The sequence below is a fragment of the Nesterenkonia pannonica genome, assembly GCF_019575955.1.
In the GTDB taxonomy this organism is placed as follows: Bacteria; Actinomycetota; Actinomycetes; order Actinomycetales; family Micrococcaceae; genus Nesterenkonia; species Nesterenkonia pannonica.
Genome location: NZ_CP080575.1, coordinates 1,999,020 through 2,012,428 on the forward strand (window position 1 = coordinate 1,999,020; position 13,409 = coordinate 2,012,428).

The 13,409-nt window shown below is 66.7% G+C and carries 16 protein-coding genes, 4 tRNA genes, 8 pseudogenes and 1 riboswitch; of the genes and pseudogenes, 1 reads left to right on the forward strand and 27 read right to left on the reverse strand.

Annotated elements, in window-relative coordinates; genetic code table 11:
* Positions 1-193: 193 nt before the first annotated feature.
* The 21 genes and pseudogenes from K0H76_RS14200 to K0H76_RS14300 form a co-directional block, all read right to left on the reverse strand.
* Positions 194-367 carry a hypothetical protein gene (locus tag K0H76_RS14200; RefSeq protein WP_258933392.1) on the reverse strand — a complete coding sequence of 58 codons (174 nt, stop codon included), beginning with the start codon at positions 365-367 and terminating at the stop codon, positions 194-196.
* Positions 337-981, reverse strand: coding sequence for a prolipoprotein diacylglyceryl transferase (locus tag K0H76_RS14205; protein WP_258933393.1), 645 nt, complete (start codon positions 979-981; stop codon positions 337-339). Before K0H76_RS14205 ends, K0H76_RS14200 begins: the two co-directional genes overlap by 31 nt.
* A complete protein-coding gene (locus tag K0H76_RS14210) occupies positions 981-1,151 on the reverse strand; it encodes a hypothetical protein (protein ID WP_258933394.1) in 171 nt (56 codons plus the stop codon). Before K0H76_RS14210 ends, K0H76_RS14205 begins: the two co-directional genes overlap by 1 nt.
* Before the next feature lie 13 nt (positions 1,152-1,164).
* Positions 1,165-1,939: pseudogene (trpA, locus tag K0H76_RS14215) on the reverse strand (tryptophan synthase subunit alpha).
* A gap of 482 nt (positions 1,940-2,421) precedes the next feature.
* Entirely contained in the window at positions 2,422-3,210 is a 789-nt protein-coding gene (locus K0H76_RS14220) for a pyridoxal-phosphate dependent enzyme (RefSeq protein WP_258933395.1), read from the reverse strand.
* A 22-nt stretch (positions 3,211-3,232) separates the two neighbouring features.
* Positions 3,233-4,048, reverse strand: coding sequence for an indole-3-glycerol phosphate synthase TrpC (trpC, locus tag K0H76_RS14225; RefSeq protein ID WP_258933396.1), 816 nt, complete (start codon positions 4,046-4,048; stop codon positions 3,233-3,235).
* The gene (locus tag K0H76_RS14230; protein WP_258933397.1) at positions 4,049-4,210 is read right to left on the reverse strand and encodes a hypothetical protein; all 162 of its coding nucleotides are present in this window, start codon (positions 4,208-4,210) and stop codon (positions 4,049-4,051) included.
* Positions 4,211-4,300: 90 nt separating this feature from the next.
* Positions 4,301-4,441: a hypothetical protein gene (locus tag K0H76_RS14235; RefSeq protein ID WP_258933398.1), complete on the reverse strand. Its 141-nt coding sequence runs from the start codon at positions 4,439-4,441 to the stop codon at positions 4,301-4,303.
* 113 nt (positions 4,442-4,554) lie between these two features.
* On the reverse strand, positions 4,555-4,710 hold the full coding sequence (locus K0H76_RS14240) for a hypothetical protein (protein WP_258933399.1): 156 nt from the start codon (positions 4,708-4,710) through the stop codon (positions 4,555-4,557).
* The gene (locus K0H76_RS14245) at positions 4,710-5,093 is read right to left on the reverse strand and encodes a Trp biosynthesis-associated membrane protein (protein WP_258935427.1); all 384 of its coding nucleotides are present in this window, start codon (positions 5,091-5,093) and stop codon (positions 4,710-4,712) included. The genes K0H76_RS14240 and K0H76_RS14245 overlap by 1 nt, the downstream gene beginning before the upstream one ends.
* Positions 5,094-5,174: 81 nt before the next feature.
* A pseudogene (locus K0H76_RS14250) lies at positions 5,175-6,711 on the reverse strand (chorismate-binding protein); the annotation flags it as partial.
* A pseudogene (hisI, locus tag K0H76_RS14255) lies at positions 6,642-7,081 on the reverse strand (phosphoribosyl-AMP cyclohydrolase). The pseudogenes K0H76_RS14250 and hisI, both read right to left, overlap by 70 nt.
* Positions 7,082-7,088: 7 nt before the next feature.
* A pseudogene (gene hisF, locus K0H76_RS14260) lies at positions 7,089-7,858 on the reverse strand (imidazole glycerol phosphate synthase subunit HisF).
* Between the two features lie 15 nt (positions 7,859-7,873).
* Positions 7,874-8,738: pseudogene (gene hisG, locus K0H76_RS14265) on the reverse strand (ATP phosphoribosyltransferase).
* Between the two features lie 33 nt (positions 8,739-8,771).
* Complete coding sequence (locus K0H76_RS14270; RefSeq protein WP_146341422.1) at positions 8,772-9,035, reverse strand: phosphoribosyl-ATP diphosphatase; 264 nt, start codon at positions 9,033-9,035, stop codon at positions 8,772-8,774.
* Between the two features lie 29 nt (positions 9,036-9,064).
* Positions 9,065-9,562: pseudogene (gene ribH, locus K0H76_RS14275) on the reverse strand (6,7-dimethyl-8-ribityllumazine synthase).
* A 3-nt stretch (positions 9,563-9,565) separates the two neighbouring features.
* A complete protein-coding gene (locus K0H76_RS14280) occupies positions 9,566-9,754 on the reverse strand; it encodes a hypothetical protein (protein ID WP_258933400.1) in 189 nt (62 codons plus the stop codon).
* A 26-nt stretch (positions 9,755-9,780) separates the two neighbouring features.
* Positions 9,781-9,912: a hypothetical protein gene (locus K0H76_RS14285; protein ID WP_258933401.1), complete on the reverse strand. Its 132-nt coding sequence runs from the start codon at positions 9,910-9,912 to the stop codon at positions 9,781-9,783.
* A 14-nt stretch (positions 9,913-9,926) separates the two neighbouring features.
* Complete coding sequence (locus K0H76_RS14290; RefSeq protein ID WP_258933402.1) at positions 9,927-10,184, reverse strand: hypothetical protein; 258 nt, start codon at positions 10,182-10,184, stop codon at positions 9,927-9,929.
* A gap of 130 nt (positions 10,185-10,314) precedes the next feature.
* Positions 10,315-10,860 carry a 3,4-dihydroxy-2-butanone-4-phosphate synthase gene (gene ribB, locus K0H76_RS14295; RefSeq protein ID WP_258933403.1) on the reverse strand — a complete coding sequence of 182 codons (546 nt, stop codon included), beginning with the start codon at positions 10,858-10,860 and terminating at the stop codon, positions 10,315-10,317.
* A gap of 98 nt (positions 10,861-10,958) precedes the next feature.
* Positions 10,959-11,453 (reverse strand): annotated as a pseudogene (locus K0H76_RS14300) (riboflavin synthase); the annotation flags it as partial.
* 9 nt (positions 11,454-11,462) lie between these two features.
* On the opposite strand from K0H76_RS14300, the gene K0H76_RS14305 reads away from it, so the two are divergent.
* A complete protein-coding gene (locus K0H76_RS14305) occupies positions 11,463-11,588 on the forward strand; it encodes a hypothetical protein (RefSeq protein ID WP_258935500.1) in 126 nt (41 codons plus the stop codon).
* Positions 11,589-11,606: 18 nt separating this feature from the next.
* On the opposite strand, the gene K0H76_RS14310 is transcribed toward K0H76_RS14305, so the two are convergent.
* From K0H76_RS14310 to K0H76_RS14335, 6 genes and pseudogenes are all read right to left on the reverse strand, one after another.
* The gene (locus K0H76_RS14310; RefSeq protein ID WP_258933404.1) at positions 11,607-12,215 is read right to left on the reverse strand and encodes a RibD family protein; all 609 of its coding nucleotides are present in this window, start codon (positions 12,213-12,215) and stop codon (positions 11,607-11,609) included.
* A gap of 149 nt (positions 12,216-12,364) precedes the next feature.
* Positions 12,365-12,610: pseudogene (locus tag K0H76_RS14315) on the reverse strand (riboflavin biosynthesis protein RibD); the annotation flags it as partial.
* A 50-nt stretch (positions 12,611-12,660) separates the two neighbouring features.
* Positions 12,661-12,783, reverse strand: a riboswitch (FMN riboswitch).
* A gap of 68 nt (positions 12,784-12,851) precedes the next feature.
* A tRNA-Gly gene (locus tag K0H76_RS14320) sits at positions 12,852-12,925 on the reverse strand.
* A gap of 32 nt (positions 12,926-12,957) precedes the next feature.
* Positions 12,958-13,029, reverse strand: a tRNA-Val gene (locus K0H76_RS14325).
* Between the two features lie 32 nt (positions 13,030-13,061).
* A tRNA-Cys gene (locus K0H76_RS14330) sits at positions 13,062-13,132 on the reverse strand.
* 130 nt (positions 13,133-13,262) lie between these two features.
* Positions 13,263-13,336, reverse strand: a tRNA-Gly gene (locus K0H76_RS14335).
* Between the last annotated feature and the right edge of the window lie 73 nt (positions 13,337-13,409).

Here is a 13,409-nt window from a genome sequence, read left to right on the forward strand (position 1 = left end):
CACTCGGGGTGCGTGCCTCGGAAAGGATTGGGTGCGACCCGATCCGGGGCGTTCGTAGAAGCCTGACCCTCGAGGGCTATCAGGCCTATTTTCCGCTCGAGGGTCGAGCGGCGCAAATTGCGTTACGTTCGGGGCGGACCGTCAGTGGGCTCCGGCGATGGGTCCTCAGCCTCGGTCGGCCCCTCATCGGGCCTCAGGCTCCCTGAGCCGGGACGGTCGCGAACTGCTGCTGCTGATCGCCGTCGCCGTCCGAACGCATGCGCGAGTCGGGACGGTATCCCTGGAGCTGCTCGTCGAGCTGCTCGTCGGTCCGGGGACGTTTGGTCCAGAGCCAGATCATGGCGGCCACGGCCGCGATGAACAGCACAAAGACGATGATCTGGTTGAGCCGCCAGTCGAGGCCGATCTCGGAGAGGGGTACTGGGTGGATTTGGTGGCCTCATCGATGCGCAGGGATTCGATCCAGAACCGGCCCAGCGAGTAGTACGCCACGTAGGTCAGGGCCACGATCCCCGGCCGGAAGCGGAAGCGTCGATAGAGCCACAGGAGGGCGACGAAGCCGATGAGGTTCCACACCGATTCGTAGAGGAATGTGGGGTGGAACAGCGTGTCCTCAGTGGTGCCTCTCGGCGCCTGCGAGGCCTGGTCCAGGTCGATGCGCAGGCCCCAGGGAAGGTTGGTGGCACGGCCGAAGAGCTCCTGGTTGAACCAGTTGCCCCAGCGGCCCACTGCCTGTGCCAGGATGACGCCCGGCACGACGGCGTCCGCGAGTGCTGGGAACTTCATTCCGTGCCATGGCAGGCGATGTAGACCCCAGAGCGCCGAAGATGACAGCCCTGATGATCGAGAGGCCGCCCTCCCACACCCGGAAGGCTCGCATGGGGTCTCCATCCGGTCCGAAGTAGGGATCGGGGAGCTCACCACGTGGTAGAGCCTTGCGCCGATGATGCCGAGCACCACGGCCCACAGGGTGGCGCTCATCACGTCCTCAGGGTCTCCCCGCGCGACTTCCAGAGCTTGGAGGCCACGACGACGGCGAGGATGCCGCCCAGCACGATGCAGAGTGCGTACATTGCGATCTCGAACGGGCCTGGGAGGTCCAATGTTCGGAGCGGCGGCGGCGGAAAGCCAGAGGCGAGCGTTGCAGTCACGGCGGTCACGCTATCAGGCACGACCGCTCAGCTCGGCGGCCAGACTGCTGAGAGCCGGAACCCCGCCGTCGCGCAGGGCCGCGACCAGAGCAGTGCCGACGATCACGCCGTCGGCGTAGCGGCCGATCTCCTCGACATGGGCGCGCGTGGAGACGCCCAGGCCCACGCAGACCCGCGAGGCGCCTGCCGCCTTCGAGGCCCGCACCACGCGGGCTGCGGCGTCCGATACGGCGGTTCGCTTGCCGGTCACGCCCATGAGGGAGACGCCGTAGACGAATCCGCGCGAGCTCTCCGCGATGGACCGGTGCCTCTCCTCAGTGGAGGTCGGTGCTGCCAGGAAGATCCGGTCAAGATCGTACTTCTCCGCCGCCGCGATCCAGTCGGATGCTTCGTCGGGGATGAGGTCGGGGGTGATAGCCCCGCTCCGCCTGCCTCCGCAAGTCGTCTGGCGAAGGTCTCGGCCCCCATCCGATCGATCACGTTGTAGTAGGTCATCACGACCACGGCGGCGTCCGTCGCCTCTGTCACGGCTTTGACCACCTCGAACACCTCGTCGAGGCGGAATCCTCGACCCAGCACCTCCGTGGTGGCCTGCTGAATGACCGGCCCGTCCATGACGGGGTCCGAATAGGGATGCCGATCTCGACGACATCGGCGCCGTTCTCGGCCAGAGCGATGGCGGCAGCGATGGATGTGTCGCGATCGGGGTAGCCCGCAGGCAGGTATCCGATGAACGCCGCTCCTTTGCGCTCCTTGGCCCTGTCGATGGCTGCTGCAGTGATGCTCACGCTTCGACCCCTCGTCCGGCGCCTTCGCACCGGAATCGTCGGCGACCGGATCGTTCTCCTGGCCAGGCAGCATTCTGAACCACTCCGCGGCCGTTGCGACGTCCTTGTCGCCGCGGCCGGAGAGGTTCACCATGATGATGCGGCCCGCTCCCTCATCACCCCAGGAGGCTGAGAGCCTGGCGGCGCCCGCGAGTCCGTGGGCCGTCTCGATGGCAGGAATGATGCCCTCTGTCCGGCAGAGCAGCTGGAAGGCATCCATGCATTCGGTGTCGGTCACCGGCTCGTAGGAGACGCGCCCGGCGTCGGCCAGGTAGGCGTGCTCAGGTCCGACCGACGGATAGTCGAGGCCCGCAGAGATGGAGTGTGAGTCGACCGTCTGCCCATCCTCGTCCTGCATGAGGTAGGAGCGCGCCCCGTGAAGCACGCCCGAGCGTCCCAGGGTGATGGAGCTGGCGTGCCACCTGTCTCCACGCCGTCGCCGCTTACTCGAAGCCGTACAGCGCCACTGACTCGTCGTCGAGGAAGCCGTGGAAGAGCCCGATGGCGTTGGACCCTCCGCCCACGCACGCCGCCACGGCGTCCGGGAGCCGACCTGTCTGCTCGAGGATCTGCTCGAGCCTCATCTCCGATGACCTGGTGGAAGAAGCGCACCAGCTCAGGGAAGGGATGGGGCTTACCACGGTGCCCAGGACGTAGTGCGTCTCGTCCACACTGGCCACCCAGTCGCGCAGGGCCTCGTTGATGGCATCCTTCAGCGTCTTGGCTCCGGCCTCGACAGGAACCACCTCAGCTCCGAGAAGGTTCATCCGCGCCACATTGAGCGCCTGCCGGCGCGTGTCCTCCGCACCCATGTAGACGACGCACTCCATGCCCATGAGGGCAGCGGCGGTCGCTGTGGCGACGCCGTGCTGGCCCGCTCCCGTCTCCGCGATCAGTCGGGTCTTGCCGAGCCGCTTGGCGAGCAGGGCCTGACCCAGAACGTTGTTGATCTTGTGGGATCCCGTGTGGTTGAGATCCTCGCGCTTGAGAAAGATGCGCGCGCCCTGCGGCTGCCGCGAAGCGAGTCGCCTCGGTGAGCAGGCTGGGTCGTCCGGTGTAGTCGCGGCACAGACGCTGGTACTCGGCCGTGAAGTCCGGGTCCGCCTTGGCGCTGCGAAAGGCAGCCTCCAACTCGTCCAGGGCCGCGACCAGGGACTCCGGCATCCAGCGTCCGCCGTAGGCTCCGAAGTACGGCCCCTCGGCGTCGCGGTAGCGCTGCTGAGCGGGAGCATCGTGCGATTTCTGCTCAGTCATTTACAGACCCTCCTTGGCACTGCTGTATCGGCGGTATTCACGCACGGCTGCTTCGGGGTCCCCGTGCTTGACCAGGGCTTCCCTGACGAGCACCGCATCAGCGCCCTGCTGTGCGTAGCTGCGCACCATGCCCGGCCCGTCGACTCCCGACTCCGCGACCCGCACGGCGTCATCAGGCAGGTGCGCGGCCATGTCGTCGTAGTGCGCCGGGTTGACCTCAAGAGTCTTCAGGTTGCGCGTATTGATGCCTACGATGCCTACCCCGGCATCCACGGCTCGGTGTATCTCAGCCTCCGTGTGCGCCTCGACGAGAGCGTCCATGCCCAGCTCGCGCGTCAGGGACAGATAGTCGCGGAGCTGATAGTCGTCCAGGGCCGCGACGATCAGCAGCACGAGGTCTGCGCCGTGGGCCCGAGCCTCGTGGAACTGATACTCGTCGACCATGAAGTCCTTGCGCAGCACAGGGATGCTCACAGCGCGGCGAACGGCGTCGAGATCCTCGAGGCTGCCGCTGAAACGGCGACGCTCGGTCAGCACCGAGATGACGCTGGCTCCGCTTATGGCGTAGGAGCGTGCCAGCCTCGCGGGATCCGGGATGCCGGACAGGCTGCCCTTGGACGGGGACTTGCGCTTGACCTCGGCGATGATCTTCACGCCGTCCTCGTCGTCGCGTCCTCCGGCCAGGGCCTCACGCACGTTCAGCGCTGGCTCCGTGTCGGCCAGGCGGGCCGTGATCTCACGTGGGGGCACGGCTGCACGACGGTCCGCGAGATCCTCGCGGACGCCCTCAATGATCTGTTCGAGAATGTTCGGCATTCAGAAACCGGCAGCCCTGCTCAGCTGGTGCCGCTGCCCGGCTGCCGAGCCTCGGCGCCGCGCGTACGGCCCGGCTGCGCTTACCTGGTGGCTGCGCGGGTCCGCACCGCGATTCAGGACCGCCTTGGTGTCCAGCTCGACGCCGTACCCCATCTTCTTCATGACGATGCTTGGCGATGATGGCCAGGGGCAGGATGGCGACGCCGATCCAGATGAGCACCTCGACCCAGATGATCATTCCGACGCCGATAATCACGGATCCGAGGATGACGCCCAGAACGAGCGTCCACGCAGCGGGGTGGACCCGTGGCCGATGTGATCGTGGTGGATGAACTCGTCGTCCGCCACGGGCTCCTGCTCAACATCACGGACCTTGGTGCTGGTGCTCGCCATAAGAATCTCCTCTGCGCTGCTCTTCCGGTCGCCGCCTCTGCGGGGCGTCACTGGTTCTAGGTGTCCATTCTGCCATGGGAGGGCAGTTCGGCTCAGTCGCGTCCTCGGTGGGATCATCGCCCTGCGACAGTCCATCCCACAGATCGAACTCGTCCGGCCTCGTCGGCCGATGCGCTTACCACGGCGCCGGTGCGGCTGTACTTCTTCGACGCCTTGGCGTCCTGCCATCGGTGCGCGACCATGAGCAGCGCCGCTCCGGAGATGAGCATCAGGCCCGCGCCCGCTGCGGCCGCATAGGCGGCGACGCCGACGCCGTAGCTCTCGGCCTACCCGTCGTACCGGTCGTCTCTCCCAGCGCGACCATCGAGGCTCCCGCGGGATCGGCGATGACGCCCACCACCTGCACCAGTGCCAGCAGACCCGCGCCCACCAGCACAGCGCCCACCGCATAGCGGAGCACCCTGCGCGCGATCGATACAGCCAGGGCCGCAGCGAGCCCCACCAGCGCCATCGCTGTCACGAGGTCAGAGATCTCGGTGCCGGGAATCTCGACCTGGGCCACCGGGGCAGTGTCTCCCAGGCCCTCCGCCAGCACCCACGTCTGGGTGGTGGCGGCGAACAGTATGCCGCTGGCCACCAGCGCCGCCAGCACCAGGGTTCGCCTCTGCAGACCGGGCGCGCGCCGGTTTGCGCCTCCTGGTCGGCGCTCTCCGGGATCGCGGTCATAGGTGCGCAGCCTGTCAGCCGCGAGAACCGCACGCAGCGGGCTGCCGCCTTGTTCACCGTCTCTATCCGCTCTGCGTCGAAGTCGGAGTCGGCGACGATTCCGCCGCTTACCTGCACGTAGGCGGTTCCGCCGGAGAGGACCGCGGATCTGATCGCGATGGCCGCGTCCATGCGACCGGAGAGGTCGAAGTAGCCGACCACTCCCGTATACGCCCCGGCGCGTGGGCTCCCACTCATCGAGCAGCTGGAGAGCCCGAGGCTTAGGGGCGCCGGACAGGGTTCCGGCAGGGAAGGTCGCGGCGAGAACGTCGAAGGGCTCAGCCCCGTCTGCGACCCTGCCCTGCACATGGCTTGTCAGGTGCATCACGTGGCTGAAGTGCTCCACCGACATGAACCGTGTGACCTCGACCGATCCCGGCTCGCACACTTTGGCGAGATCGTTGCGCGCCAGGTCAACGAGCATGATGTGCTCGGCGCGCTCCTTCTCATCGGCCAGCAGGTCCTCGGCCAGCTCCCTGTCCTCGGCCGGAGTGGCCCCGCGCGGCCGTGTGCCTAAGCAATCGGTGCGAGACGGCGATCCTGTCCTCCACGGTGACGAGCGCCTCAGGGGAGGCGCCGACCACCTGGTAGGGCTCGCCGTCGGGGGTCTCGAAGCTCATGAGATACATGTAGGGGCTCGGGTTGAGCAGACGGAGCATCCTGTAGATGCTCAGAGCATCGACGCTCGTGTCCACCTCGAACCTCCTGGAGACGACGATCTGGAAGACCTCGCCGTCCACGATGGCCTGCTTGGCCCTGCGCAGGCAGTCCATGTATTCGGACTCGTCCCAGGTATGGCGGACTCGGCTGTGCAGCTCGGCCTCCACTGCCGCGGACCAGTCGGGCTCAGCCGCTGTGAGCTCAGGGGCCACGGGACGGCTGAGATCGTCGCGCATGCGGCGCAGACGGTCTGCGGCATCCTCGTACGCCCTCTCCGCGCCCTCGGAGCGACCGTCGACGTTGATGGCATTGGCGATGAGCGTGACCGTGCCGCTGCGATTGTCATGGACGGCCAGGTCCGACACAAGATTCATGGCCATCTCGGGGAGCCCCAAGCCTTCCGCAGGCGGGTGCGGGAGGCGCTCCCAATGGCGGACCACGTCCCACCCGATGTAGCCGACGAGCCCCGAGCTCAGGTGAGGGAGGGCTGCTGTGCGGGCGCGCCCGCTGTCGCCCGCAAGGAACCGCAGCGTGTCCCGCAGGACGTCGGCGCTGTTTCCTTGAGACGGCGTTCCGGCCGGAGGGGTGCCCAGCCAATGCGCGGCCCCGTCCTTCTCCGTCAGGACTGCGGCGGAGCGGGCGCCGATGAAGCTGTAGCGGTCCCATGCCGCGCCTGGTGCTGCTGACTCCATGAGGAACGTGCCGGCTTCCGCCGTCGGGCGCCAGCGTCCGGTGAATGCTGAGGGAGTGTGCCCGTCGGCCAGCACGGTCATCGTCACCGGGATGACGCGGTGCTCGGAAGCCAGGTCCAGGAACTCTTCGCGCGCGGGCGCGACAGTGCCCAAGTCCTCATTCGGCCTCCTCCATCGGTGCCAGCGGCAGCTCGACCCGCAAAGCACGTAGGCTCCCGGTGTGGCAGGCGGGTCCCGTCTGATCGACGATGAGCAGCACCGTATCGCCGTCGCAGTCGATGCTCACCGAGCGGACGTGCTGGACGTTCCCGGACGTCTCGCCCTTCACCCACAGCCCAGCGCGCGAGCGCGAATAGTAGGTTCCGCGACGCGTAGCCAGCGTCGCGGCCAGGGCCTCCTCGTTCATCCAGGCAAGCATAAGGACAGCTCCGGAGTCAGCATCCTGGGCCACAGCGGGCACCAGCCCTGCCTCATTGAAGGCGAGCTTCCCGGAAATGTCGGCCGCAGGAGTGATCTGGCTCATCAGGGGATCACCTTACCGGGTAGCTTAGCATGGCTCGGATGGCGTCCTTGACCCGCGCGAACATGTCCGTGGGGCCGAAGTGGAACACGGAAGCCGCCAGGACGGCGTCGGCCCCGGCATCGATCGCTGCAGGGAAGTGCTCCGGGACGCCGGCTGCCTCCGGAGGCGATCAGGGGCACGCGGGTCACCGCACGGACAGCAGCGATCATCTCAGTGTCGAAGCCGTCCTGCGTGCCGTCAGCATCGATCGAGTTGAGCAGGATCTCACCCACCCCGCGCTCGGAGGCCTCTCTGGCCCAGTCGAGCGCGTCGATGCCGGTTCCGCGTCGGCCTCCGTGCGTGGTGACCTCATAGCCCGACTCCGTGGCGCCGGTGCGCTTGGCATCCAGCGACAGGACCAGCACCTGGTTTCCGAACCTGGCGACGATGTCGTTGATGACAGCTTACCGAGCGACGGCCGCAGTGTTGATGCTGGCTTTGTCGGCCCCTGACTTGAGGAGCGTGTCCACATCCTCGGGGCTGCGGACTCCCCACCGACCGTGAGAGGGATGAAGACCTCCGAGGCCGTCCGCGACACCACGTCGTACGTGGTTCCGCGATCATCGCTGGAGGCGGTGACGTCCAGAAAGGTCAGCTCATCGGCGCTTAAGCGCGGTTGTATCGGTGAGCGAGCTCGACCGGGTCCCCGGCATCGCGGAGATTCTCGAAGTTCACACCCTTGACGACCCGTCCGGCGTCGACGTCGAGGCACGGAATGACCCGAACTGCTAGCGACATCTGGGGATCCTCCTCCTACACCCGGCAGGCGTGGATGGTCGTGACGAGGATCGCCCTGGCGCCCAGGTCGTAGAGCTCATCCATCAGCTGATTGGTCTGCTGAGCAGGCACCATGGACCGCACTGCCACCCAGTTCTCGTCCGCCAGGGGCGAGATCGTAGGCGATTCCAGGCCCGGCGTGATGGCTGCCGCAGACTCGAGGTGCTCGCGCCTGATGTCGTAATCCATCATCACGTACTGCCTGGCGGTCAGCACGCCCTTGATGCGGCGAATGAGCCGATCCGCGCCGTTGCCGTCACCCACTGCCGTCCGCTCCCCGACGCAGAGATCAGGATGGCCTCCGACTCCAGAATGGCCTCCCGAAAGTCTCCATGCCTGCAGCCTTGAGAGTGTTGCCGGTCTCCACCACATCTGCGATCGCATCCGCGACGCCGAGGCTCACGGCGGACTCGACAGCGCCGTCCAGATGAACCACGTCGACATCCTCGATGCCCTGCTCCTCCAGCCACGAGGAGAGCAGCCCGTCATAGGTGGTGGCGACGCGCTTGCCCCGCAGCTCGGAGGCCGAGGAGAAGATGCCGCGCGGGGCGGCGAGGCGGAAGGACGCTCGGCCGAAGCCCAATCCCATGGCCTCCTCAGCCCCGTGGCCCACTCGGGCATCGGCGAAGAGGTCACGCCCGGTCAGGCCGAGATCAATGATCCCCTGCCCGACGAACACGGCGACATCCTTGGGCCTGAGGTAGAAGAACTCGACTCCATTGGCCTCATCGATCAGCCGGAGCTCTTTGCGGTCCCGGCGCTGGAGATACCCCGCCTCGGACAGCATGGACATGGCAGCTTCAGACAGGGCGCCCTTGTTGGGCACAGCAACGCGCAGCATGGTTCTAGGGGTTCCTCGTCACGATCGGTAGGGTCACAGGAAGCGGTAGACGTCCGCAGGCGTCAGACCTTTGGCAAGCATCATCACCTGCAGATGGTAGAGCAGCTGAGAGATCTCCTCGGCCGCCTCATCGCGGGACTGATGCTCGGCGGCCATCCAGACCTCCGCTGCCTCTTCCACGACTTTCTTGCCGATCTGATGCACCCCAGCATCCAAGGCTTCGACAGTGCCGGAGCCCGCGGGCCGCTCCTCCGCCTTGGCCGCCAGCTCGGCGAAGAGTTCGTCGAAAGTTTTCACCTGACCACCCTACCTTCCGCGCCTGCCGCCTACTTCTTCAGCTTGCTGATCTCCAGGGCCGCAGCCACGGCCGCATGGGCGCTGGAGCTGCCGACGTCCTCCTTGGAGCCGGACAGACCGGCCCGGGCGAGCGCCTGCCCTCGGTGTCCACCGTCAGCACGCCGAAGCCGATCGGCTTCCCGTGGAGATCGACAGGCGCGCCAAGCCGTCGGTCGCAGCCTGGCACACGTAGTCGAAGTGAGGAGTCTCACCGCGGATCACGACGCCCAGGGCGACGATGACGTCGAAGTTCTTGGTGGCGTGGGCAGCGACCACCGGCAGCTCGTAGGAGCTTACGACCTCAGCAGCGTGTAGTCGTCCAGACCCACGCTGTTCAGGTAGCGGTCCGCCCCGCCGACCAGGCCGTCCATCACCTGCTGGTGCCACTGCGCCGCCACCACAGCGACTTTGAGTTTGAGCTTCTTGGCGGCCTTGGCGATCTCTTTGAGCTCGTCCTGGTCAACCTGCGGGACACCTGCTCCGCTCATGCTCTAAGCCTCCTCGGCACTCGTCAGACTCGTCTTCTCCAGGCTCTCATTCTGCTCATTGAGCTGCAGATGATCCAGCATATGCGCCATGCGGTCGCGCTTGGTGCGCAGATAGCGCTCGTTGTGCTCCTGGACGATGCCCGCCGAAGGAACCTGCTCCACGTCGAGCCCGGTCGCGGACAGCGCCTGCACCTTTGCGGGATTGTTGGTGAGGAGCCTCAGACGTCTGATGCCCGCGGAGTGCAGAATCGCAGCGGCGCCCGTGAAGTCCTCAGCTCCGCGGCAAGGCCGAGCATCTCGTTGGCCTCAACGGTGTCCGCGCCCTGCTCCTGGAGCTTGTAGGCGCGCATCTTGTTGGCCAGGCCTATGCCTCGCCCCTCGTGCCCCTGAGGTACAGCAGATGACCGCCGTCACGCTCCAGCTCCTCGAGGGCCGCAGCGAGCTGCGTTCCGCAGTCGCACCGGTGGGAGTGCAGGACGTCGCCGGTGACGCACTCGGAGTGGAGCCTGACCATCGGGTTCTTCGTGTCCGCGGCATCCGCCGAGAGCAGCATGTGCTCGTGGCCCGTCGCGTGCTCCGTCCACACCTGGGCGGTGAAGATGCCGAAGTCCGTGGGCAGCATCACCTGCGGCCCCGAGCTGACAAGGCCTGCTGCGGTCTCCGCAGGGGCGTCCCACGCTGCCGCGTGAAGCTCCTGAACAGCATGGGGAGAGGCCGTGCCCCTCGGTATTCGATGAGGTCAGCGATGCTGATCAGGCAAGCCCGTGCTCATCGGCGAACTCCCGCAGCGCGGGCAGGCGCATCATGGAGCCGTCGTCATGCACCATTTCCGCGATGAGCCCCACCTCTGCATGCCCGGAGAGCCTGCACAGATCGACGGTCGCCTCAGTGTGCCCCTCCCGGCCCAGCACGCCCTGGGCATGTGCCACGAGCGGAAACATGTGCCCCGGCCGCGTGAGGTCGGAGGCGGTCGTCTCAGGGCTTGCGAGCGCCCGCGCGGTGATCGCCCGGTCCTCTGCGCTGATCCCGGTGGAGACGACTCCGGCAGCGTCGCAGCTGACGGTGTAGGCGGTTCCCTTCGGGTCAGTGTTCTCCGCGACCATCGGCGGAAGCGCCAGGTGACGGGCGCGCTCGGCCGACATCGGGGCGCAGACGACGCCGGAGGTGTGGCGAACGATGAAGCCCAGCACCTCCGCGGTGGCAGCGGAGGCAGGGAGGACGAGGTCGCCCTCGTTCTCCCGATCAGCATCGTCCACCACGACGACTGGGCGCCCGGCCGAGAGCTCGTTGAGAGCCACTCCACCCGGTCCAGAACCGGGCCGGGAGTGTCAGGCTGGCGCACGGCGGGGATGCCCGCGAGGCCGAGCGGCTCACGCTCGGCGGGTGCTGCGGAGTCGAACGCAAGCATCCGGCGCACATACTTGGCGAGGACGTCCACCTCAATATTCACGCTGCTGCTCAGCTGCAGGAGCCCGAGGGTGGTCTCTGCCAAGGTGGTGGGAATGAGGCCGACTTCGAACCACGTCTGGCCCATCGCCTCATCGCTGCCCACCGCTGTGACGGTCAGGAGACGCCGTCGATGGCGACTGAGCCCTTCTCTGCAAGGTACGGCGCGAGCTTTGCTTAAGCACAGCGAAGCGGTGGCGGCCGTCGTTGCTGTCGCGTTCGGTGAGAGTCCCCACGCCGTCCACGTGGCCCTGACCACGTGTCCGTCCAGCCTGGCCTCTGCTTACAGGCAGCGCTCAAGGTTGACGCGGTCACCCGGCCCGGACTCCCCGAAGGTCGACCGCTTGAGGGTCTCGGGGATCAGCTCGACGGCCAGGGTGTCAGCGGTGATGTCCACGGCGGAGACGCACACGCCGTTGACTGCGATGGAACCGCCCAGAGGCAGGTCTGCTACGTGCCCGGGGCTTCGATGACGAGGCGCTCAACGCCTCTGACGGGCTCGGGCGTCCGCTCAAGGACGGTTCCGAGGCCGGTGATGATGCCGGTGAACAACTACTGGGCTCCCTTCGGGGTGAGGTGAAGGCAGACGTCGTCCCCATCACAGTGACGGGGCCCCATCTGCGGGGTCGAGGCCGTATCGGGGCGCATCCGTCAAGGTCTCAACGCCGATGCTGCCGAGGGTGTTCCGGGCCGAGCCGTCCTGTCCGGTGCCGATGAGCACGGGTGCCACGTAGGCGAAGATCTCGTCGACGAGATCTGCGGCGACGAACGCCGAGAGCACGGACTGGCCGCCCTCGACCAGGACATGCCGCACTGGAAAGCCGTTGTGCTGGGCCGACGCCAGAGTCAGGAGCGCCTCGAAGGGGTCCCTGGTGCGCAGCTGGGCCCACCTGTCGCCTTCGGGACGCCCCTGTGTGAGCTTGGCACCCGGCGCCAGTTCGCGGCGGCCCATGACGCAGCGCAGAGGCTGGGTCTCAGCGAGTTCTCCGTCCGGCGTGCGCGCCGTCAGCCTCGGATCGTCGACCTGAGCAGTGTTGGTTCCGACCAGAATGGCATCGATGCGCTGTCTGATGGTGTGCGTGTGCGTACGGGATTCGGGCCCGGTGATCCATTGGCTCGTGCCGTCCGCAGCGGCGATGCGCGCATCCAGGGACTGCGCGAGGTGCACCGTGACGAACGGCCTCCCTGCTTCTGGGCTGCGGTCCATCGGTGGTTGAGCGCCTCGGCGTCAGCGGCCATCACGCCCGCGACGACGCTGACCCCGGCCTCGGTGAGAATATCTGCGCCGCCTGTGTTGGCGGTGGGGTCCTTCGCCCCGTACACCAGCTGACCGATGCCGACCTCGTGGATCAGCTGGGTGCACGCTGGTGTTCGGCCGTAATTGCGGCAGGGCTCCAGGGTGCTGTAGAGCGTCGTTCCGCTGAAGTCGCTGATTCCGCTGCTCTGTGCCCTGGCGATGCAGTCCCGTTCGGCATGCAGACTGCCGGCGCCTCGGTGGTGGCCTACGGACAGCACCGCTCCTCTGCTGTCCGTCAGCACAGCTCCTACAAGCGGGTTCGCTCCTCGATGGCCCTGCAGGGCGGCGTCGAGCGCCTGCTGCATGAAGGGCTCGTGGGCGTGGTGCGGGGCGGTGCCCAATGCGCGCATCTCCTTCTGTGCCACTCCCATCCAGACTCTGACTGTCGGTGCTGGAGTTTCACCAGCTCAGCCTCCTGGACAGGAGGGTCGCGGACTGTCACCGCCGGTTCGGACTTTCACCGATCCCGTAGCACGTGGGGACTATCCTGCCACAGACGCAGCGAAGCCCCGAAGTCGGGGACTTCGGGGCTTCGCCTCTTCGCAGAGCGGATGACGAGATTCGAACTCGCGACCCTCACCATGGCAAGGTGATGCTCTAGCCAGCTGAGCTACATCCGCATCATGCGGCTCGAGGCCTTAGCCTCGTGCCGTGCGCGATACTGGGATCGAACCAGTGACCTCTTCCGTGTCAGGGAAGCGCGCTACCGCTGCGCCAATCGCGCCTTCATCAGGCTGAGCCAGTGTACTAGCTCCGAGGTGGGGACGGGAATCGAACCCGCATTGACGGTTTTGCAGACCGTTGCCTAACCACTCGGCCACCCCACCCTGCTTCGGGCGTGGGACGCCCGTCCCAACCCAGTGGACTCTCACTCCCACCGGGCCGCGGAGACAAGCCCCACGGTGAATCAGCAGCCGACTGCATCGGCCACTTCGCATCAGCCGAAGCTGATATGCGAGCGGATGACGAGATTCGAACTCGCGACCCTCACCATGGCAAGGTGATGCTCTAGCCAGCTGAGCTACATCCGCACATCGGTCGAACTCAAGGTTCCCCGCGTTCCGACGACATGACACTTTAACCCAAGCTTACCAGGTCGTCCAG

What these genes read in the sequence shown, in the direction of transcription:
- K0H76_RS14205 (WP_258933393.1), bottom strand. Translation starts at nt 981, where the DNA reads ATGAGCGCCACCCTGTGGGCCGTGGTGCTCGGCATCATCGGCGCAAGG.
- K0H76_RS14310 (WP_258933404.1), bottom strand. Translation starts at nt 12,215, where the DNA reads ATGGACCGCAGCCCAGAAGCAGGGAGGCCGTTCGTCACGGTGCACCTC.
- K0H76_RS14240 (WP_258933399.1), bottom strand. Translation starts at nt 4,710, where the DNA reads ATGCTCATCTCCGGAGCGGCGCTGCTCATGGTCGCGCACCGATGGCAG.
- trpC (WP_258933396.1), bottom strand. Translation starts at nt 4,048, where the DNA reads ATGCCGAACATTCTCGAACAGATCATTGAGGGCGTCCGCGAGGATCTC.
- K0H76_RS14285 (WP_258933401.1), bottom strand. Translation starts at nt 9,912, where the DNA reads ATGCGCGCCTACAAGCTCCAGGAGCAGGGCGCGGACACCGTTGAGGCC.
- K0H76_RS14220 (WP_258933395.1), bottom strand. Translation starts at nt 3,210, where the DNA reads ATGCTCCCGCTCAGCAGCGCTACCGCGACGCCGAGGGGCCGTACTTCG.
- K0H76_RS14290 (WP_258933402.1), bottom strand. Translation starts at nt 10,184, where the DNA reads ATGCTGCCCACGGACTTCGGCATCTTCACCGCCCAGGTGTGGACGGAG.
- K0H76_RS14235 (WP_258933398.1), bottom strand. Translation starts at nt 4,441, where the DNA reads ATGGCGAGCACCAGCACCAAGGTCCGTGATGTTGAGCAGGAGCCCGTG.
- K0H76_RS14230 (WP_258933397.1), bottom strand. Translation starts at nt 4,210, where the DNA reads ATGAAGAAGATGGGGTACGGCGTCGAGCTGGACACCAAGGCGGTCCTG.